A 20773-nucleotide genomic window follows, 5' to 3' on the forward strand; every position below is an offset into this window, starting at 1 on the left:
CCGCATCGACCGACCATGAAGGAGACGCCATGAAGCTCGTACTGTTCCTGCATCTGATTTTCGTTGCCGCGTGGATGAGCTGCGTGATCGTCGAAGGCATCTTCGAGCACGCGATCGATCGGAGTCCGGAGCAGCGCGCGTTCATCTCGAAGCTGCACTGGGCCACCGACAAATACGTCGAGATTCCGGCCTTCACGATCGTATTGATCACGGGCGCGATCCTGCTCGCGCATCGCGCGCCGACGCCGCTGCTGCTCGCGAAGGTCGCGTTCGGCACGCTCGCGATCGCATTGAACGCCGTGTGCGTGTGGATCGTCGTGCGGCGCAGGCATTACGCGGCGCGCGACGACTACGCGGCGTGGGAACGCATCGACCGCGTGCAGCACAAGCTCGGCGGGATCGTCGCGATCGCGATGCTCGTCGCGCTCGGCATCGGCGGCTACATGTTCGCAGGAGCATAAATGAAGGCATTGATTTTCCCTGGCCAGGGCTCGCAGGCGGCCGGCATGGGCGGCGATCTGTTCGAACGGCATCCGCGGATCGTCGAGCAGGCGGACGACGTGATGGGCCTGTCGGTCGCGCGCCTTTGCATCGACGATCCGGACGGCCTGCTCGCCGACACCCGCTATGCACAGCCGGCCGTCTTCGTCGTCAACGCGCTCTGCCTCGCCGCCTGGCGCGACACGCACGACGACGCGCACGACGACGCGCACGTCTGGCTCGCCGGGCACAGCCTCGGCGAATACAGCGCGCTGCTCGCGGCGGGCGTGTTCGATTTCCGCACCGGGCTCGAGATCGTCAAGCGGCGCGGCGAGCTGTTCGCGTCCGTCGAAGGCGGCGCGATGGCGGCGGTCGTCGGCGTGAGCGCGGCCGAGCTCGGCCGCCGCCTGCGCGCGCGCGGCTTCGACGACGTCGACCTCGCGAACTACAACAGCGCCGGGCAAACCGTGATCGCGGGCCCGGCCGCATCGGTCGACGGCGCGGCGCGCATGCTCGACGCGTGCGGCGACGTCACCGTTCATCCGCTGAAGGTGAGCGGCGCGTTCCACTCGCGCTGCATGACGCCGCTCAAGCCCGAGTTCGACGCATTCCTCGCGCGCTTCACGCTCGCCGAGCCCGCGCGGCCCGTCGTGTCGAACGTGACCGCGCGCCCCTATCAGCCGCCCGGCACGCCCGCCGACTATCTCGTCGAGCAACTCGACCAACCGGTGCGCTGGCGCGACAGCGTCCGTCACATGCTGCGCTCGGGCGTCGACGAATGGGTCGAGCTCGGCCCCGGCCGCCGGGTCCTGACGCGCCTCGTCGACGCAATCCGGCGCGAACAGCCCGAACAGCCCGCCGCGCTGTCACCCGCATCTCTTTGAAGAGGACCGATCCGACATGTCACCCCTCCAATCCGCCCTCGCCGCCTGCCGGACGCTGACCGCGCCGCCGCCGCTCGCGCCCGCGTCCAACTTCGCCGACGTGCTGCGCTTTCGCGCCGAAACGACGCCCGACGAGTTCGCATACGGCTACCTCGGCTACGGCCGCATGCCGGACCGCGTGATGCGCTATGGCGACATTCACCGCCGCGCGCTCGCGATCGCGCGCGAAATCGTCGCGCACGGCCGCCCGGGCGACCCCGTGCTGCTGATCTTCCCGTCCGCCGCCGACTTCATCGAAGCGTTCTTCGGCTGCCTGTACGCGGGCCGGATGGCCGTGCCGGCGCTGCCGCCGCGCACCGAGAAAGAGCGCCGCCGGCTGATTTCGATTGCGCGCGATTGCGCGCCGTCGTTCGCGATCTGCGGCGCGGGCGAGCGGGACACCGTGCTCGCCGAGCTGTGCGCGGCGGGCGTCGTCGCGCCGCCGTGCCGCGAAGTCGACGCGTTCGACGCGATCGCCGACGATGCCGACCACGCCGCGCCCGCGCTGCCCGCCGTCGCGCCCGACAGCATCGCGTTCCTCCAGTACACGTCCGGCTCGACGTCCGATCCGAAGGGCGTGATGGTCGGCCACGACAACCTGCTCGCGAACGAGCGGCTGCTGCGCCGGCACTGGGGCAGCGATCGCGAGCGCTGGCTGATGGTGTCGTGGCTGCCGCACTATCACGACATGGGGCTGATCGGCGCAATCCTGCATCCGATCTACGCGGGGCGGCCCGCCGTGTTCATGTCGCCGCAGGACTTCCTCCAGCATCCGGCGCGCTGGCTCCACGCGGTGTCCGACTACGGCGCGACCTGCAGCGGCGCGCCGAACTTCGGCTACGAGCTGTGCCGCCGGCGCGCGAGCCGCATGGATCTCACGCGGCTCGATCTGTCGACATGGGAGCAGGCGTTCAACGGCGCGGAGCCGGTGCGGCCGCGCACGATGCGCGAGTTCGCCGACGCGTTCGCGTCCACCGGCTTTCGCTACGACGCTTTCGCGCCCTGCTACGGGCTCGCGGAGCTGACGCTCGCGGCAACGTCGAAGCAGCTCGGCGCGCCCGTCGTCATCCGGCGCGCCGACTACGGCGCGCTCGCCGACGGGCGCTTCGAACCGCACGAGGGGGACGGCAGGTCGATCGACGTCGTGTCGGTCGGCACGCTCGCGCATGCGGATCAGACGTTTCGCATCGTCGATCCTTCGACGGGCGAGCCGCAGCCGGTGGGCGCGATCGGCGAGATCTGCGTCGCGAGCGACAGCGTCTGCCACGGCTATTTCGGCCGCCCGGACGCAACCGACGCAACGTTCCGCGCATACCGCTGCGACGCCTTTCCGAACGGCATGCTGCGCACGGGCGACCTCGGCTTCGTCGACGATCGCGGCCATCTGTTCGTCTCGGGGCGGATCAAGGATCTGATCATCCTGAACGGCGTCAACTACTATCCGCAGGATATCGAAGGCGCGGTGCTCAACGTATCCGACCAGATCCGCGCGAACCGGCTCGCCGCGATCATGGTCGAGCGCGACGAGCAGGCGGGGGTCGTCGTCGTGCTGGAGGCGATCGGCCGGTTCGATCTCGCGACGCTCGCGCCGGAGATCGGCCGCGAGGTGTGGGACGCGTGCCAGCTGACGTTGAGCGGCGTGATCCGCGTGAAGAAGGGCGAGATCCATACGACGTCGAGCGGCAAGATCCAGCGCGCGACCTGCGCGAAGATGCTCGCGGACGGCGCGTTCACGATCGAGGATGCGCATTTGCACGACGCCGCGCAAGCGTGGCTCGCGCCGCTGATCGAGCGGTGCGCGGGCGGTGGCCGCGAGGCTTCAGGCGACGCGCGGGCCGTCGCCTGACCGCGCGCGGCGCGGCGCTCGCGCTCGATTCCTCGGACGGTCGCGTGGCGGCGTGCGGTGTTTTGCGTTTTGCGTTTTGCGTTTTGCGTTTTGCGTTTTGCGTTTTGCGTTTTGCGTTTTGCGTTCTGCGCCGGGTGTCGCGTGTCGTGAGTCGTAAGTCGTGAGTCGTGCGTGTCGCGCGTGTCGTGCGTCGTACGTTCTACGCTCCACTTTCTACCTGCGCGGCGATCGTCGGTCCCGCGAACGCCGTGCATGGATCGAGCGGAATTCGCGGACACGCATCGCCGGAATCCTCGCATCGCGCCGCACACCGGGTTATAGTCCGGCGTGCGCGCGCCGCACGCACGCATGCATGCCGCGCGACGTGACATGCGCCACGCGCACGCCCGTCGCCTCCGTCCCGGCGTCGCGCCGTTCTTCGACACCAACCCGCACGGGCGGCCCGCCGGGCCGTCCGGCATCCGATTCGTTCAAACGCCGATCGATGGCTTCGTTGATTCTCGTTCTCGCCTGCCTCGTCGCGGGCGCCGCGCTCGCACGGAGCAAGCGCCTGCCGGACAACTTCCCGGCCAGCCTCAATTATTTCGTCATCCAGATTTCGCTGCCCGCGCTCGTGCTGCAGCATCTGCACCGAATCGCCTTCGGCGCGGACGTGCTGTGGCTCTTCGCGACGCCCGTCATCGTGTTCGCGGCCACCGCGGCGCTCGCGCTCGCGGCGGGCGCGCTGCTCGGCCTCGACAAGGCGACGGTCGGCTGCCTCACGCTCGTCTGCGGCACGAGCAACACGTCGATCGTCGGCGTGCCGGTCGTGCAGGCGCTGATCGGCGGCGCGGCGGTCGGCCACGCGCTCGTCGTCGACCAGGCGAACTTCATCGTGATGTGCACGGCGGGCCTCGTCGCCGCCGATCTGTATGCCGGCAGCGCGACGAGCTGGCGCGGCGTCGCGCGGCAGCTCGCCGGCTACCGTCCGATTCAGGCGATGGCGCTTGCGCTGCTGTTGCGGCCGGTGCCGTTCCCGCCCGCCGTCGAGGACGTGCTGAGCGCGCTCGGCGCAACCCTCACGCCGATCGCGATGATCTCGGTGGGCGCAAGCTTCAGCCTGCGCAGCGCCCGCGACGCCGCGCGAAACTTCGTCGTGGGCATCGGCCTCAAGCTGCTCGTCGTGCCGGCGATCGTGCTCGCGTGCGGGCTCTACCTGTTCGCGCAGCGGGGCGTGCCGCTCGCCGTCGCGCTCGTGCAGGCGACGATGCCGCCGATGATCATCGCGGGGCTCATCGCGATCGACAGGAAGCTCGACCCGCCGCTCGCGGGCGCGCTGATGACGCTGGGCGTGCCGGCGTCGATCGCGGCCGCGTGGCTATGGCGCGGCGCGCTGCCCTATTGAGACGGCCGAAACGGCCGCGAGATTTGATTCGGAACACGAACCGTCCGGCCCGCGGCGCACGGTCTTCGTCGAGTGCCCGGCCCGGCGCGGATATCGCGTGCACGCGGCGGTTCTCGCCGCAACCGTGGCGAAAAGCGCGCCGCGCCCCGTCGGTCGAACGCGGCGCAACGGCGCTCGCGCGGCCGTCACGCACCGTCGGACAACAACCGGTGCATTTCGTGGAACACCATGTCGGGCCGCGCGGCAATCTTCAGCGGCACGCCCGACGCGACGAAGCCGAGCGATTCGTAAAAGCCGCGCGCCGAATCGCGTGCAGTGCACCAGACGACCTTTCCGTCCCGCCGCTGCGCGTACTCGATGCACGCGCGCATCAGCCGCGTGCCGACGCCGTGCCCCTGCATGAACGGCTCGACGGCCACGCCGCGCAGCCGCCACGCGCTGTCCGGCGGGAAATCGCGGAACGCCTGCCGGCAGATCGTCGCGACGGCGACGATCCCGTCCGGCGTTCGGGCCGCCAGATGAAGCGTCGCCTCGTGGTCGTCGCACGGAAAGCGGCTCGCGTTCTCGTCCCCGTCCAGCAGAATTCTGGCCCTGAGCGGCAACACGGACGCAACCGGCACGGTCACGATTGAGTACGACTGTTGATCGACGAGCATCGGCTGTTTACGAAAAAATTGATTGACCCATTCTAAATGCGCGAATGTTTTCGTTCGCAAAAAAATATTTGTTGTTCACCCCAGCCGATGCGGTTAATCTAAATAAATGTTGCTCGCTTCATTAATTTCAAGCAAACAAACTGCGATCACAGATAATGGAGAAAATCTCGTCCGATACGGGCAGCGCCTATGACGAGATCCGTTCGCGGATCTTCGACGGCCGATTGTCGCCCGGGCAGAAAATCTCTCACCGGGGCCTCGCACACGAGCTGGGCGTCGGGCAGATGCCGGTGCGCAGCGCACTGCAACTGCTCGCGTCGGAAGGGCTCGTCAACATCGTCGACAAGAGCGGCACCTTCGTCAACGAGCCGACGCGCGACGATCTGCGCGAAATCTACGAGCTGCGCCTCGCGCTGGAAAGCACCGCGGCGTACCTCGCCGCGCGCGGCGGCGCGACGGACGGGCTGTCGCGCTCGCACGCGCAGATGCGCCGGCTCGTCGACGAAAACAGCGCCGACATCATGGTCGAACAGAAAATCGGCTGGGTCTTTCATGACGAAATATTCAAGGCCGCGCGCAACGACCGGCTATTTACGACATACAAGCTGCTGCGCGCGCAAACTCACGCGCTGAACGAATTGCCGCGAAGCGATTTCGCGACGGTCAGGCGCGGCACGCTCGAACATTTGGAGATTTGCGCGGCCATCGATATGCGGGACGCGGAAACGGCGCGGCGCCTGATGTGGAATCACGTGATCGACGGCACTCCGGACAGAATCCGATTAATTCGAGCTCAATATGACACTGGTCAATAAAAAAATTCCTTTATCGCTGCTGATGATTCTCGGCCTCGCGCTCGGCGTGGCCTTCGGCCTGATCGCGCCCGCCGCGAGCCGCGATCTGGCATTCATTTCGACGCTGTTCGGCCACGCGATCAAGATGGTCGTGCTGCCGCTGATCCTGCTGTCGGTGACGCTCGGCGCGTTCCGCGCCGGCACGCAGCGCGGCCGGCTCGGCAAGACGGCCGCGTTCAGCCTCGTGTTCTTCGTGTTGATGACGGTGCTCGCCGCGTCGCTCGGCCTCGCGCTCAACTGGCTGTTCCGGCCGGGCATCGGCGCGAGCCATGCGCAGACGGCGTCGATGCCTGCGAATCTCGCGAGCGGCATCGACTGGCTGAAGTTCCTGACCGACATGATCCCGTCGAACATCGTCGGCGCGCTCGCGGCCGGCAATTCGCTGCCGGTGCTCGTGTTCGGCGTGCTGCTCGGCTGCGCGCTCGCCGCCGTCGAGGATCGCGCGGCGCCGTTCGTCGCCGTCTGCGAATCGATGCTCGCCGCATTCTTCAAGATGACGGAGTGGGTTGTGTCGCTGTCCCCGATTGCGATCTTCGCTGCGATCGCAGTGCTGCTGTCGTCGAAGGGGCTCGCCGCGATGGCGCCGCTCGCGAAGCTGCTCGGCATCGCATACCTCGGCATGGCGGTTCTCGCGCTGTGGCTCACGCTGATCGTCAAGCTCGCCGGCCATTCGCCGCGCGCGGTCGTGCGCAAGGTCAGCGAGCCGCTGATTCTCGGCTTCACGACGCGCTCGTCCGAAATCACGTTCCCCGTGCATCTGAAGAAGCTGACGGAGATGGGCGTGCCGGCGTCGGTCGCGTCGACGGTGCTGCCGCTGTCGTACATCTTCAATCGCGAAGGCGCGGTGCTCTATACGGTGCTCGCGGTGTGCTATCTCGCGGACGCGTATCAGCTCGCATGGAGCTGGCCGCTGATGATCACGATCGCCGTGCTGACGATCATCACGATCGACGGCGCCGCGAACGTGCCGTCCGGCGCGGTCGTCGCGATCACGGTGATCCTCGCCGCGATCGGGCTGCCCGCCGAAGCGGTGCTGCTGATTCTCGGCGTCGACGCGTTCTTCGACATGGGCCGCACCGCGCTCAACGTGTACGCGAGCACGGTCGCGACGACGCTCGCGAGCCGCGTGTCGGGCGTCACGCCGGAGATCGCGGACGCCGCGGCGCACGCGTCGCGCGTCTGAAGCATGTCGTGCGCGCCATCGACACCGGCGCGCGAAGCGGAAACGGCGCGGCGAAGGCTGCCGGAAACCGAAGATTCGACGACCGGCGCGGCGCGCCGGCCGATGCGGGAAAGTTTTTGCGAGCGCGATGCTCGGCGGTTCGGTGGATGCGGCACGCCGCGCGTGCGGCGGCGCACGACACGGCAACCGCCTCGCATGACATCGCCCGCGCGATTGTAGTTCCGTCTGCGAGTATTTCTGGCCCTCGGATGCAGGCGGTTACGCAGTCCCTGTCGCCCCACGCTGGGACTGCGCTTTTTATTGTCGGACCCAGCGGCGCAACGAAACGATGAGTTCGCGTTTCATGCGCCGCTGCCAAGTGTAGGCCGAGACACGGCGGCGAAACAGGCGTCGCGCCGCCGCAGGCCGGTTGGATCGATTCGATACGAATCGTCGTTCTTGCGCCGCCGATGCGAAGCGACGGCTGCGCCTCCCGCTCTTCATCGCGCATGCCGGCCGTCACGCGACGGGCGTCGGATTCGTGCGCCCGTCGCGTTCGCGCGGTCCTCAGGCTCTTGGGCTCTTGGGCTCTTGGGCTCTTGGGCTCTTGGGCTCTTGGGCTCTTGGGCCGTCAGGCAGGCAGTTGGACACTCAGGCAGCAGGGCTCTTCAGCTCTTCAGCATTCGAGCGCTTCGATCATCGAGCGTTCGAACATTCGGCCCATCAGATTCCGACTCTCAGGCTCGTGAGCGTCATCGGACTTCCTGACGCCGTGCCCCCGGCAATCGTGTTTTCCGACCAAGCAAGTCAGACGCGCATCGGCGCATGCGGCGGCTCACGATCCGCAGCCGCCGCACGCACCGCTCAACGCGACGCGACGTCCTGCTGCCGGGGCTCGCGCGCACCGACGGCCACGTCGCCCGCCCAGCCGCCGCCGAGCGCGCGAATCAGGTTGACCGTCGACACCGCCTGCGTGCCCGTCAGCTGATTCGACTGCAATTGCGATTCGAGCACCGAGCGCTCGCTGTCGATCACGTCGAGATAGCTGACCGCGCCTTCCTGATACTGCGTGCGCGAGAGCGTCGCCGCACGCCGCGACGCGTTGACCGCATCGCTCTGCGCGCGAATCTGATCGTCGAGCAGACGCAGATCGGCGAGGTTGTCCTCGACCTCGCGGAACGCGACAAGCACCTGCTGCCGGTAGTTCGCGACTTCCTCGTCGTACTTCGCGCGCGCCTGCGCGACGCCCGCGCTGCGCCGTCCGCCGTCGAAGATCGGCAGCGTGAGCGCCGTGCCCGCGAACGGCCCGAGCAGGAACGTGCGGCTCGACCACAGGAACAGATTGCCGAGCGTCGCCGCTTCATAGCCGAACGAGCCGGTGATGTCGAGCTTCGGGAAGTACGCGGACTTCGCGAGGCCGATGCGCGCGTTCGCGGCCATCATCGCGCGCTCGGCGGCCGCGATGTCGGGCCGCCGCTCGAGCAGCGCCGACGGCAGCCCCGCCGGCACCCGCACCGCCACCGGCACGATCGGCGTTTCCTTGAACGAGAAATCCGCGGGCGCCTTGCCGAGCAGGATCGCGAGCGCATGCTCGGATGCGGCGCGCCGCCGCTCGACGCCGACCGCGTCCGCCTGCGCGGTCGCGAGCTCGTTCTTCGCGCGCGACACGTCGAGTTCGCCGATGTCGCCTTCGCTGAAGCGCCGCTGCACGAGCTTCAGCGCCTGCTCGCGCAGTTCGACCGTGCGCCGGTACAGATCCTGGTCGGAATCGAGCCGGCGCAGCTCGAAATAATTTTGCGCGACGTCCGCCTGCAACGCGAGCTGCACCGAGCGGAACAGCGCCTGGCTCTGCGCTTCATCCGCGCGCGACGCTTCGACGTTGCGGCCGACCCGGCCGAACAAATCCGCTTCGTACGACACCGTGCCCTGCGCGCGCCAGAGCGTCGCGTTCGTCGGGCCCGCGCCTTGCGGCTGGAATTGCGACGCCGACGACAGCCCCTCGCGCGTCGGCCCGAAGCCGGCGCCCACTTGCGGGAACCACTGCGAGCGCGCGGCGCGCGTCGCCGCGCGCGCCTGCTCGACGCGCGCCGCCGCGGCCTTCAGGTTCTGGTTCGCCGCGAGCGCCTGCTCCTCGAGCGCGTCGAGCACGGGGTCTCCGAATACCCGCCACCATTCGCCGCGATGCGCGTCGTCGGCGGGCTCGGCGGCCTTCCACGTGCCGGCCTGCTCGCCCTGCGCGAGCGTCGGCGCTTCCTTGAACGCGGCGGGCGTCGCGACGTCCGGCCGCTTGTAGTCGGGCCCGACCGCGCACGCGGCGAGCAGCGCGACGAGCAGGCCGCTCGCCGCCGCGATCTTCGCGACGCGCGCGATGCGTTCGTTGATGTTGGTCTTGTTCATCTTCCTATCCTCAAGCGTCCGGAGCCGGCAGCCCGTAGCCCGCCGAATCCTTCTGCGCGACGTGAATCTTGCCGCCCGCGAGCGTGCGCAGCACCACGTAGAACACCGGCGTCAGCATCAGGCCGAACAGCGTCACGCCGAGCATCCCGAAGAACACCGCGATGCCCATCGCGTGCCGCATCTCCGCGCCTGCGCCCGTCGACAGCACGAGCGGCACGACGCCCATGATGAACGCGATCGACGTCATCAGGATCGGGCGCAGCCGCAGCCGGCTCGCCTCGACGGCGGCCTCGAACGGCGTCTTGCCGTCGTGCTCGAGCTCGCGCGCGAATTCGACGATCAGGATCGCGTTCTTCGCGGACAGCCCCACGAGCACCATCAGCCCGATCTGCGTGAAGATGTTGTTGTCGCCCTGCGTGAGCCACACGCCGGTGAGCGCCGACAGAATGCTCATCGGCACGATCAGGATCACCGCGAGCGGCAGCGTCAGGCTTTCATACAGCGCGGCGAGCACGAGGAACACGAGCAGCACGCTGATCGGGAACACCCAGAACGCCGAGTCGCCGGCCAGAATCTGCTGATACGTGAGATCGGTCCATTCGAACTTCACGCCGCGCGGCAGCGTCTGCGCGGCGATCCGCTCGACGGCCGCCTGCGCCTGCCCCGACGAGTAGCCGGGCGCGGGCCCGCCGTTCACGTCGGCCGCCGTGTACGCGTTGTAGCGCACGACCATCTCCGGCCCGAACGTCGGCGACACCGTGACGAGCGACGACAACGGCACCATCTCGCCCGCCGCGTTGCGCGTCTTCAGCTGCAGGATGTCGTCCGCGCGCTGGCGGAACGGCGCGTCCGCCTGCACGCGCACCTGATAGACGCGGCCGAAGCGGTTGAAGTCGTTCACGTACAGCGAGCCGAGATAGATCTGCATCGTGTCGAACACGTCGGTCACGTTCACGCCGAGCTGCTTCGCCTTCACGCGGTCGAGGTCGACGTTCAGCTGCGGCACGTTGATCTGGTAGCTCGTGAAGAGCGGCCCGAGCTCGGGCGCCTGTTGCGCACGCTTGATGAAGTCGTTCGTCGCATCCGCGAGCCGCGCGTAGCCTACCGCGCCGCGATCCTCGATCTGCATCTTGAAGCCGCCGAGCGTGCCTAGGCCGAGCACGGGCGGCGGCGGGAACACCGCGACGAATGAATCCTTGATCGCCGCGTACTGCTGATTCAGCGCGCCCGCGATCGCTCCCGCCGACAACGCCTTGCCGTGACGCTGATTGAACGGCTTCAGCGTGACGAACACGATGCCCGCGCTCGAGCTGTTCGTGAAGCCGTTCACCGACAGCCCCGGGAACGCGACCGCGCTCTCGACGCCCGGCTGCTTGAGCGCGATCGCGCCCATGTCGCGGATCACCTTCTCGGTGCGGTCGAGCGACGCGCCGTTCGGCAATTGCGCGAACGCGATCAGATACTCCTTGTCCTGCGCGGGCACGAAGCCGCCCGGCACGATCTTCGAGATCATCACGGTCGCGCCGACGAGCGCGAGATACACGCCGATCATCACCGCCTTTCTCGACAGCACGCCGCGCACGCCGCGCCCGTAGTTCTCCGCGCCGCGATGGAACACCTTGTTGAAGCCGCGGAAGAAGCCGCCGAGCACGCGGTTCATCACGCGCGTGAGCCAGTCTTCCTTGTCGCCGTGGCCCTTGAGCAGGATCGCCGACAGCGCGGGCGACAGCGTCAGCGAGTTGAACGCCGAGATCACCGTCGAGATCGCGATCGTCATCGCGAACTGCTTGTAGAACTGGCCCGTCAGGCCCGACATGAACGCGAGCGGCACGAACACGGCGACGAGCGTCAACGCGATCGCGATGATCGGCCCGCTCACTTCCTGCATCGCCTTGTAGGTCGCCTGCCGCGCGGTGAGCCCGTTCTCGATGTTCCGCTCGACGTTCTCGACGACGACGATCGCATCGTCGACGACGATCCCGATCGCGAGCACCATCCCGAACAGCGACAGCGCGTTGATCGAATAGCCGAACAGCAGCAGCAGCGAGAACGTGCCGACGATCGACACCGGCACCGCGATCAGCGGAATGATCGACGCGCGCCACGTCTGCAGGAACACGATCACGACGATCACGACGAGCGCGATCGCTTCGAGCAGCGTGTGGACGACCGCCTTGATCGACGAGCGCACGAACTGCGTCGGGTCGTAGACGATCTTGTAGTCGACGCCCGCCGGGAAGTCCTGCTTCAACTCGGCCATCGTCTTGCGCACTTCGTCGGAGATCGCGAGCGAGTTCGCGCCCGGCGACTGGTTGATCGCCATCGCGACGGCCGGCTTGTTGTCGAGCAGCGAGCGCAGCCCGTACTCGGACGCGTCGAGCTCGATGCGCGCGATGTCGCGCAAGTGCGTGACGCCGCCGTCCGGCGCGGTCTTCACGACGATGTCGCCGAATTCGTCCTCGTTCTGCAGGCGGCCGCGCGCGTTCACCGACAGTTGCAGCGGCGTGCCGGGCAGCGTCGGCGACGCGCCGATCACGCCCGCGGCGACCTGCACGTTCTGCTCGCGGATCGCGCGCACGACGTCGTCGGCCGTCAGGTTGCGCTGCGCGACCTTTTGCGGATCGAGCCACACGCGCATCGCGTAGTCGCCCGCGCCCCACAGCTGCACCTGGCCGACGCCCTGAATGCGCGACAGACGATCCTTCACGTTGATGAGCGCGTAGTTGCGCAGATACGTCATGTCGTAGCTGTCGTTCGGCGAGATCAGGTGCACGACCATCGTCAGCGTCGGCGAGCTCTTGAGCGTCGTGATGCCGAGCCGCTGCACGTCTTCCGGCAGGCGCGGCAGCGCCTGGTTCACGCGGTTCTGCACGAGCTGCGTGGCCTTGTCCGGATCGGTGCCGAGCTTGAACGTGACGGTGATCGTCATGTTGCCGTCGCTGTTCGCCTGCGACTGCATGTACAGCATGTCCTCGACGCCGTTGATCTGCTCCTCGAGCGGCGACGCGACCGTCTCGGCGATCACCTTCGGGTTCGCGCCCGGGTACTGCGCCTTGACGATCACGGACGGCGGCACGACTTCCGGATACTCGGAAATCGGCAGCAGGAACATCGCGATCATCCCGGCGAGCAGGATGACGACCGACAGCACCCCTGCGAAGATCGGTCGATCGATGAAGAATTTCGATATGTTCATGGAAGGCTCTATCTGATTAGGCGCGCCGGCGCGGCGGGCGCTCCGGGAATACGGCCGCCCGTCACGCGCGCGCGTTGCCCGGCGCGCCCTGCGGACGCTGCACGCCGCCCGCCACGGGCGTCGCGGCTGCGGCGTCGTCGCCGCCCGTCATCGGCACGAGATGCGGCTTCACCTGCTCGCCCGGACGCACGCGCTGCGTGCCGTTCACGACGATCCGGTCGCCCGCCGCGAGCCCGCCCGCGATCACGCGCTGATTGCCGTGCTGCGAGCCGAGCTGCACTTCGCGGTACGACACGCGGCCCTGCTGGTCGACGACGAACACGAACTTCTTGTCCTGGTCGGTGTTGATCGCCGCATCGTCGATCAGCAGCGCCGGATGCGGCGCGCTGCCGCCCACCTTCACGCGCGCATAGAGGCCCGGGACGAGCGCGCCGTCCGCGTTGTCGAAGCGCGCGCGCACGCGGATCGTGCCGGACGAGGTGTCGAGCCGGTTGTCGACCGAATCGATCACGCCCTGCCGCGAGTAGCCGCGCTCGTTCGCGAGGCCGAGCTCGACGGGCACCTTGCGGCCGTCCTTCGCGCCGCCGATGTATTGCAGGTACGTTTGCTCGTCCGCGTCGAACGACGCGTAGATCGGCGACACCGACACGAGCGTCGTGAGCGGCGCGGCCGACGCGCCCGCCGACACGACGTTGCCGAGCGTGATCTCCGCGCGCGACACGCGGCCCGACACGGGCGCGCTGATCCTCGTGTAGCCGAGGTTGATCCGCGCCGTTTCGAGCGCGGCTTCGGCCGCCTTCAGGTTCGCCGTCGCCTCGCGCGCGGCGTTCTGCTTTTCGTCGTAGTCGCGCTTGGCGATCGCGTTGTCGCCGATCAGGCGCTGCGCGCGCTGCCAGTCGCTCTGCGCGTAGCCGTTGCGGGCCTGCGCGCCGGCGAGCTGCGCGGCCGCGCGATCGACTTCCGCCTGGTAAGGGCGCGGATCGATCACGAACAGCACGTCGCCCTTCTTCACGAGCGCGCCGTCCTTGAAGTTCACCGACACGATCGTGCCCGACACGAGCGGACGCACGTCGACCTTCTCGACCGCCTCGAGCCGGCCCGAATAGGACTGCCAGTCGGTGATCGTCTTCGACAGCACGGTCGCGACGTCGACCTCCGGCAGCGGCGCCGCCGCCTTGTCCGGCGCGCCCGCGTTCACGCGGATCGCGCCGAACGCGCCGAGGCCCGCGATGACAACGGCCGCAAGCGTCGCGGCCGCGATCCGCGAACGGGAAGTACGCAAGATAGCCATGAATAAACCCCCAAGTTGTCGGTTGTTCTGGATTCGGATGAAAGCAGCGTCAGCCCGGCGAACCCGTGCTGAAGCGGCTTTGAAAGAATCGCGCCGCCTCTTCGAGCGCGGGCGCGTGATCGGCGAGCGCCGCGTGCGACACGTCCCGGTAGCGGACCACCTGCGTCGGCACGCCCGCGTCGATCAGACAGCTCGCGTATTTCTCGGCCTCGACGTGCAGCACGTCGTTCTGCGCGGTCGCGACGAGCGTCGGCGGCAGCCCCGCGAGGCGCACCGATTCGAGCGGCGCCGCATACGGATGCATGCGCTGCGACGGCTGCGGCAAGTAAGCGCGATAGCACGCGGCGCACTCCTGCGCGGTGATGTCGGACGACGCGACGCGCGCCGCGTCGGCGAGCCGCGTGAGGCTCGGATCGAGCATCGGGCCGATCAGCGCCTGCGCGGCGATGCGGATCTCGCCGCGGTCGCGCGCGATGAACGCGAGGCAGTTCGCGAGCTGGCCGCCCGCGTCGTGCCCCGCGACGCCGATCTTGCGCGGATTGCCGCCGAACGCGCGCGCGCGGGCCTCGGCCCAGCGCGCCGCGCAGTACGCGTCTTCCGGCGCGGCCGGGAACGGATGCCGCGGCGCGAGCGAATAATCGACCGACACGACGAGCGCCGGCACGTGCTCGGCGAGATGGCGCGCGGCGCGGTCGGCATCGTCGAGCGAGCCGCGCACGAAGCCGCCGCCGTGGAAATAAAGCACTACCGGCAACGAGGACTTTTCGGGGCGCCGGTAGAGGCGCAGCACGATGTCCTGCGCGTAGCCGCCGATCACGACGTCCGACACCGCGAGCGCCGGCCGCGCGCGCGCGCCTTCTGCGCTCGTGCGGGGGATTGGGCGGCGGAAATCGAATGCGTCCATGACGTGTCGTGCGCGGCGTCGCGCGTCCATTACGAGATGGATCGAATTCTGGGTCCGGCAGACATCGGGATAAATGCCTATAATCCGGCAACACAATTCACGTCCCCTGAACAATCGTCGGCTGCGCCGCCTTCATCGGTGTCGCGGCCTGCGTCTGTTCAGGGCGTCAATATCGCGGAGGTAAAGTAATGGACCGGCTGCAGGCCATGCAGGTGTTTACGCGCGTCGTCGATACGAACAGCTTTACCAAAGCGGCCGAGACGCTCGGCCTGCCGCGCGCGTCGGTGACGACGATCATCCAGAATCTGGAAGCCTTCCTCGGCGTGCGGCTGATGCACCGGACGACGCGCCGTCTGTCCCTCACGCCCGACGGCGCCGCGTACTACGAGCGCTGCGTGCGGATTCTCGCGGACGTCGAGGAAACCGAGGCGAGCTTCCAGACGAACAATCGAAAACCGCACGGCAAGCTGCGGGTCGACATGCCGGGTTCGATCGGACGCCTGATCGTGATTCCCGCGCTGTGCGAATTCCATTCGCGCTTTCCGGACATCGACCTGCAGCTCGGCCTGTCGGACCGGCCGGTCGATCTGCTGCAGGAAGGCATCGACTGCGTGATCCGCGTCGGCGCGCTGCAGGATTCGTCGCTCGTCGCGCGGCGCGTCGGGCTGTTCGAGGGCACGACGGTCGCCTCGCCCGCGTATCTCGAGAAGTACGGCGAGCCGCAGACGATCGAGGAGCTCGCGCAGCACAAGGCCGTCAACTACTTCTCGAGCCGCACCGGGCGCACGATCGATTGGGCGTTCCTGATCGACGGCAAGGAAGTCGAGGTGAAGATGAACGGCCTCGTGTCGGTCAACGACGCGGACGCGTACGTGACCTGCGGGATCGAAGGCTTCGGGCTGATCCAGCCGCCGCTCTTCATGGTGCTGCCGCAACTGCGCAACGGCGCGCTGAAGGAGGTGCTGCCGGGCTACAAGCCGCTGCCGATGCCGATTTCGGTCGTCTATCCGCACAGCCGGCATCTGTCGCCGAAAGTGCGCGTGTTCGTCGACTGGATCGCCGAGATCTTCGAGCGCTGCCCGCTGCTGAGCGGCCGCAAGGGGCTCGATGCGACCTGCAGCAAGCGCACGTTCGAGGAAGCCGAGCGCGCGCCGTCGCTCGACACGCCGGTGTTGAACGAGTGGGTCGCTTGAGCGGTCGGGGTCGGTCGCGCGCGCGTGCAAAAGCGCGCGCGGGCCGGTCGTCCAATTTTTTCGCCGTCGACGAACGGGCGCGCCGCAGCGGCCGCGCGCGGGAATGCCGCGTTGCGCCGGCGAGCGCCGCGATAGACGATCGTACGCGCAACTCATTCTTTCGTTTGTCCGCTTTTAATTGAACGCCTTCTTAAGAGCGGATCGGCCGGTTGACGCAATCGGCGCTTCGCGGCGTTCGCCAGACCTCGAGAACGCTCCCGGCGCAATGCGCGCCGCGATTCGGTCTGCCGGCCCCGCACCGTCTTCCCAGTGCATTCGGAACGTCGACGGCGCGGCGTTCGCAGCGCCTTCGCCGACAGCGTTCCTGCGAGCCGCAGCAGCGAATGCGCGCCGGCTCCCTCGCCTGCGAAGCGCTCGGGCATATCGCAGCGCGCGCGTGAACGATGAACGGACTGGCGACGCGCACAATCTTCGCAGGTCCTCTTTCTCTGCATGTCACCCGGCACTGCGCGAATCTCTTTGCCGCACCGGCTTGCATCATTTCAACGGTTGATTGCGACGTGCAATGTGCGATGTGCAACGCGCGGCGCACGACGGCCGGCGCGGCCCGCACGCGAGATCGCGGCAGCGCCTGTCGATCGAAACCCGCGCACGACGCGCGACGATCGGGGGCAAACGTGGACGCGAGCCCATCGCGTCCCGTTCGGACGACGAGCCAGTTTGTTGCTCGCGTTCGACGTCGCCGCTACTCGCTGGGCTCTCCGTTCGCGTAGCGCATATCGCGTAATGCGCAGATCCGCCCTCGCCCGGAAAATTCGGCGCGATGATTCGCGCAACGCGCCGCCGCGCTTGTTGCGGCGCGCCGCGAAAGTGCGCGGCGCATTCGTACGCGGCGCGGCGTTCCGCCCGGGCGCGCACGTCGCCGCTCGCACGCCGCGCCGCTTTTCCACGACACGCGTTGCGCGCCCTCGTCGCAAGCCCCTGCCGACGTCACGGACTCCGATTGTTCCATCCTCGCAACAATTCAATTCGCGACATCGCCATTTATCGCCGCCGCGCGCGCGCCTAAAGTACAGCCTGTCGCGCACCGCTTTCGGCGTGCGCATCGAATCGACAGGAGTCACATCATGAAACGCAGCAGTCTTCTCGCCGTCGCCGCCTTCGCGCTCGCCGTTGCCGCGCCGGCATTCGCGGACGGCGGGATCAGCCCTGCGGGCAGCGACGGCGACGCGTCGTGGCACGGCCACAGCCCCCGCACGCGCGCCGAAGTCCGCGCGGATCTCGAACAGGCGCAACGCGACGGCACGCTCGCCGCGTTGCGCAAGTCGATGTCGTACGCACCGCCCGGCGCCGAGCTCGTCGCGCAGCGTGCGTATCGTCCGGACCCCGACGCGAATCAGCTCGCGGGCGCAGGCCGGTAAACGCGACGCGCCGCGCATCGAAGCCGATGCGCGGCGCGTCATGCAGCATGCAGCCACGTCATTCTTCAGTGCGAGATCACGATCATGAACAGTCCGATTCCATCGCAGCTCGATCACTGGGACGACAGCACGCCCGTGTGGAAACCGTTCCGCTCGACCGCGCCGTCACGCTGACCGACGCGCGCCGCATGCGTCAGCGGCGCGGCACGCCGTCCTTCCATTCGCCCCAGTGCGTGACGATGTCCTGCACGAGCGGGTTGCCCGCGCGATACAGGTTCTCGGTCGCGAGCGGGAAGCCGCCCTGATCCGCGTAGTTCAGCAGATTGTCGACGCTCGTCTGGCCTTGATACGGGCGATCGAAATCCGAGCCGGTGCGCAGCACCGCGACGCGATTCAGATCGACGCGGTTCACGCTCGCCGCGCGCTTGAGCGCTTCGAACGTCGAATTGTCTTCCTGCGCGGTCATGCAATACGTGCCCTTGTTGTCGGTGAGGATCTTCGTCCATTGACGCGCGCGCTCGCCGAGCAGCGTGCCGGAGAACCACGTGTTGCCCGACGACGTGTCGCAACGCGTGACCACGGGCGGCTGGTTCGCCGGCGCGTAGTTGAACTTCGCGCGCGCCGCCTGCGCTTGCGCGCTGTCGGCGAGCTGGACGTTGCGCGACAGCGCGTACGCGGCGTCCGCGAGCGTGCCGTTCAACTGGAACACCTCGGTGCGATAGTCGAGCGGCGGCTTGTCGGTCGGGCTCTTCGTGTTGATGCCGAGATAGCCGCCGCTCCAGCCGGCCGGAATCTCGCGCGCGTCGAGCTCCCATTGCAGGCCGAAGTCGACGAGGTATTTCGCCCACGCGGCGGTGCCGAGCGTGCCGCGCGCCGGATCGACGCCCGCGATGCCCGAGATCAGGAAGTACGTCTGCCGCAGATCGAAGCGGCGCGAGAACGTGAGCGCCATGATCGTCGACGCCGCGTTCGCGTAGCCCATGCCCGTCGTAACGACGCACACGTCCTGCTTGTTGCAATGCACGTCCGGATAATCGGGCGACAGGCCAGGCACCGCGATGTTCTTCCACGGGCCGAGACGGTCGAGCCACGCCTGGCCTTCGGGGCCGAACATCGTGACGATCATCACCTTCACCGGGCGGCCCTGTGCACCGGCTTCGGCGAACGCGTCACCGTTGTTCTGCGCGACGGATTGCGCCGTCGCGCAAGCGGCGAGCGAAAACACGGCTGCGGAAAGTATCGAGCGAGTCAGCATTAGCGTTCCTTATTAAAAGTAGGTTCGATGAGAACGGCGTTCGGAGACTGCGCGAGCAGTATAAAGGACGTCAATATTCAAACGGGTGCAAAGGCTGCGGCGCCGCATGCGAGCACGACGACGGCGGTTGCGGCCCGCGTCGCCGCGAGCCGGCTCGAAGACCGGGCGAAACGCGCGTTCGCGCCGCGGCCGCGCGCGAACATGCGCTGCCCGGCGAGGCTGGCGGCAAAAGCCGTGTGCGTGCGCGGCGGGCAATGCGCGCGAACGGACGCGGCCGGTGGCGGCGCATCGGCGTGGAAGAAGAGGACGATCGTCGCGGGCTCGCGAGCGCGGCGAAGCGCGCCGGCGCACGCGCAATGCGGGCAGTGCTTCTTCCGGCGCACGGCACGGATGGGGCGCTCGCCCGCGACAGCACGCGAGCGCCCATCGCATTCAGCGCATTCAGCGCGAATGCGCGAGCAAGCGATCAGTCCGCTCCCGCGCGCCCCGATCTCCGCGACGAACGTACGTTCGTCGTGCGTCGTCCCGGAACGCCGAGCACACGAACGCGCGCGCATGGCCGATGCGCACGCGCTCATGCTCAGCGATCCGAAATCAGCTTGCCCGCTTTCGCCCATGCGTCGCGCGGCACTTCGGTGATGACGATGTCGACGCTCTCGACGGGACAGTTCAACGTCTGCGCCGTGACGCGCGTCACTTCGTTCACGAACGCGCGCTTCTGCTCCAGCGTGCGGCCCGGGTGCATTTCCAGATGAATCGTAGGCATCGCATGTCCTCGTCCAAGACCCCGGGAATCGGGGCGAAGCGACAGGATGAGCGCAAAGACGCGACGAATAAACATGCGACAATTCACGGCACTCCAAACCCATGGGTTGTCAATCGTGAATGTCCTCGCCGATATGGAGATGTTCGTGCGGGTCGTCGAATGCGGCAGCTTCGCCGCCGCGGCCGAAGCGAGCCAGGTGTCCGCCCAGATGGTGGCCAAACGCGTGCAGGCCATCGAAGCGCGCCTCGGCGCGCGGCTGCTTCATCGCACGACGCGCCGGCAGCAGTTGTCCGACGTCGGCCAGCTCTATTACGAGCGCTGCAAGCGCGCGCTGGCGGAAGTCGAGCTGGCCGAACACAGCGCGGCCGAACTGCACGCGACGCCGAGCGGCGTGCTGCGCGTCGTCGCGCCGGTGGGTTTCGGAAGCTACAGCCTCGTGCCCGCGCTCGCCGAATACATGGCGCAACATCCTCAGGTTCGCGTCGACCTGACGCTCGACAACGACGCGCCGCGCTTCTGGCACGACGATTTCGAACTGCGCGTCCATATCGGCGACATCGACGCGCCGGGGCTGGTTGCGCGGCCGCTGAAGCCCTACCGCAGGCGGCTCGCCGCCGCGCCGTCCTATCTCGCGCGGCATGGCGCCCCGAAGCGTCCCGAGCACTTGGCCGAGCACGCGTGTCTCGGCCTGTCGTATTGGCGGCGCCGCGACCGTTGGCGGCTCGTCGGGCCGCGCGGCGAGATCCGCGAGGTCGCCGTACGCGGCAGCTTCACCGCCAACCACGGTGATGCGTTGCGCGTCGCCGCACTGCAAGGCCTCGGCATCGTGCTGCAGCCTGAAGCCGTGCTGACCAACGATCTCGCCGCCGGCCGCCTGGTGCCCGTCCTGCCCGCGTGGTCGCTCGCGCCGTCGCCGATGTATCTCGTCTACGCGCAGTACCGCCGCCCGACGGCCAAGCTGCGCAGCGCCATCGATTTCCTGCTGGCGAAGTTCGGCGAGCAGGAAAAGCGTTGACCGGCCGGCGCGCTCGCGCAGGAGACGAGC

General features: G+C 68.0%; 17 protein-coding genes. 9 read left to right on the forward strand and 8 right to left on the reverse strand.

The features are described 5' to 3' along the window. Positions 1-29: 29 nt before the first annotated feature. The 4 genes from WT60_RS31375 (at position 30) to WT60_RS31395 (ending at position 4633) form a co-directional block, all read left to right on the forward strand. Positions 30-461, forward strand: coding sequence for a hypothetical protein (locus WT60_RS31375; protein ID WP_038749578.1), 432 nt, complete (start codon positions 30-32; stop codon positions 459-461). Beyond that, on the forward strand, positions 462-1364 hold the full coding sequence (gene fabD, locus WT60_RS31380) for an ACP S-malonyltransferase (RefSeq protein ID WP_060355202.1): 903 nt from the start codon (positions 462-464) through the stop codon (positions 1362-1364). It abuts the gene before it with no gap. 16 nt (positions 1365-1380) lie between these two features. Continuing rightward, positions 1381-3249: a fatty acyl-AMP ligase gene (locus WT60_RS31385; protein WP_038749582.1), complete on the forward strand. Its 1869-nt coding sequence runs from the start codon at positions 1381-1383 to the stop codon at positions 3247-3249. A gap of 484 nt (positions 3250-3733) precedes the next feature. Next, positions 3734-4633, forward strand: coding sequence for an AEC family transporter (locus tag WT60_RS31395; protein WP_059670238.1), 900 nt, complete (start codon positions 3734-3736; stop codon positions 4631-4633). Between the two features lie 185 nt (positions 4634-4818). Here the strand turns inward: WT60_RS31395 and WT60_RS31400 are convergent, their stop codons facing one another. After that, a complete protein-coding gene (locus WT60_RS31400) occupies positions 4819-5289 on the reverse strand; it encodes a GNAT family N-acetyltransferase (protein ID WP_059670237.1) in 471 nt (156 codons plus the stop codon). A 155-nt stretch (positions 5290-5444) separates the two neighbouring features. Here WT60_RS31400 and WT60_RS31405 point away from each other — a divergent pair, with 155 nt between their 5' ends. Then, positions 5445-6104, forward strand: coding sequence for a GntR family transcriptional regulator (locus WT60_RS31405; protein ID WP_038749588.1), 660 nt, complete (start codon positions 5445-5447; stop codon positions 6102-6104). After that, positions 6088-7326 (forward strand): dicarboxylate/amino acid:cation symporter, encoded by a 1239-nt coding sequence (locus WT60_RS31410; protein ID WP_060355203.1) that lies wholly within the window; start codon positions 6088-6090, stop codon positions 7324-7326. Before WT60_RS31405 ends, WT60_RS31410 begins: the two co-directional genes overlap by 17 nt. An 843-nt stretch (positions 7327-8169) precedes the next feature. Here the strand turns inward: WT60_RS31410 and WT60_RS31420 are convergent. The 4 genes from WT60_RS31420 to WT60_RS31435 all read right to left on the reverse strand — a co-directional run bounded on the left by WT60_RS31420 (position 8170) and on the right by WT60_RS31435 (position 15093). After that, positions 8170-9702 carry an efflux transporter outer membrane subunit gene (locus WT60_RS31420; RefSeq protein ID WP_059580277.1) on the reverse strand — a complete coding sequence of 511 codons (1533 nt, stop codon included), beginning with the start codon at positions 9700-9702 and terminating at the stop codon, positions 8170-8172. Between the two features lie 10 nt (positions 9703-9712). Continuing rightward, complete coding sequence (ceoB, locus tag WT60_RS31425; RefSeq protein WP_060355205.1) at positions 9713-12898, reverse strand: multidrug efflux RND transporter permease subunit CeoB; 3186 nt, start codon at positions 12896-12898, stop codon at positions 9713-9715. 61 nt (positions 12899-12959) lie between these two features. Beyond that, positions 12960-14189 (reverse strand): efflux RND transporter periplasmic adaptor subunit, encoded by a 1230-nt coding sequence (locus WT60_RS31430; protein WP_038749598.1) that lies wholly within the window; start codon positions 14187-14189, stop codon positions 12960-12962. A gap of 49 nt (positions 14190-14238) precedes the next feature. Continuing rightward, complete coding sequence (locus WT60_RS31435; RefSeq protein WP_038749623.1) at positions 14239-15093, reverse strand: alpha/beta hydrolase; 855 nt, start codon at positions 15091-15093, stop codon at positions 14239-14241. A 188-nt stretch (positions 15094-15281) separates the two neighbouring features. Between WT60_RS31435 and ceoR the strand changes: the two genes are divergently transcribed. Together ceoR and WT60_RS31450 are read left to right on the forward strand one after the other, a co-directional pair. Next, positions 15282-16286, forward strand: a complete 1005-nt coding sequence (ceoR, locus tag WT60_RS31440) for a putative multidrug efflux transcriptional regulator CeoR (protein WP_038749600.1) — start codon at positions 15282-15284, stop codon at positions 16284-16286. Between the two features lie 1127 nt (positions 16287-17413). Next, complete coding sequence (locus WT60_RS31450) at positions 17414-17707, forward strand: DUF4148 domain-containing protein (RefSeq protein WP_038749602.1); 294 nt, start codon at positions 17414-17416, stop codon at positions 17705-17707. A gap of 193 nt (positions 17708-17900) precedes the next feature. On the opposite strand, the gene WT60_RS31455 is transcribed toward WT60_RS31450, so the two are convergent. The 3 genes from WT60_RS31455 to WT60_RS31460 form a co-directional block, all read right to left on the reverse strand. After that, positions 17901-18962, reverse strand: a complete 1062-nt coding sequence (locus WT60_RS31455) for a purine nucleoside permease (protein ID WP_060355206.1) — start codon at positions 18960-18962, stop codon at positions 17901-17903. 77 nt (positions 18963-19039) lie between these two features. Then, positions 19040-19579, reverse strand: coding sequence for a hypothetical protein (locus WT60_RS34845; protein WP_186448633.1), 540 nt, complete (start codon positions 19577-19579; stop codon positions 19040-19042). Beyond that, positions 19543-19728 (reverse strand): 4-oxalocrotonate tautomerase, encoded by a 186-nt coding sequence (locus WT60_RS31460; protein ID WP_038749606.1) that lies wholly within the window; start codon positions 19726-19728, stop codon positions 19543-19545. The genes WT60_RS34845 and WT60_RS31460 overlap by 37 nt, the downstream gene beginning before the upstream one ends. A gap of 115 nt (positions 19729-19843) precedes the next feature. On the opposite strand from WT60_RS31460, the gene WT60_RS31465 reads away from it, so the two are divergent. Next, positions 19844-20743, forward strand: a complete 900-nt coding sequence (locus WT60_RS31465) for a LysR family transcriptional regulator (RefSeq protein WP_060355212.1) — start codon at positions 19844-19846, stop codon at positions 20741-20743. Positions 20744-20773: the final 30 nt, after the last annotated feature.

It is taken from the genome of Burkholderia sp. MSMB617WGS, assembly GCF_001532025.2.
Taxonomy (GTDB): Bacteria; Pseudomonadota; Gammaproteobacteria; order Burkholderiales; family Burkholderiaceae; genus Burkholderia; species Burkholderia savannae.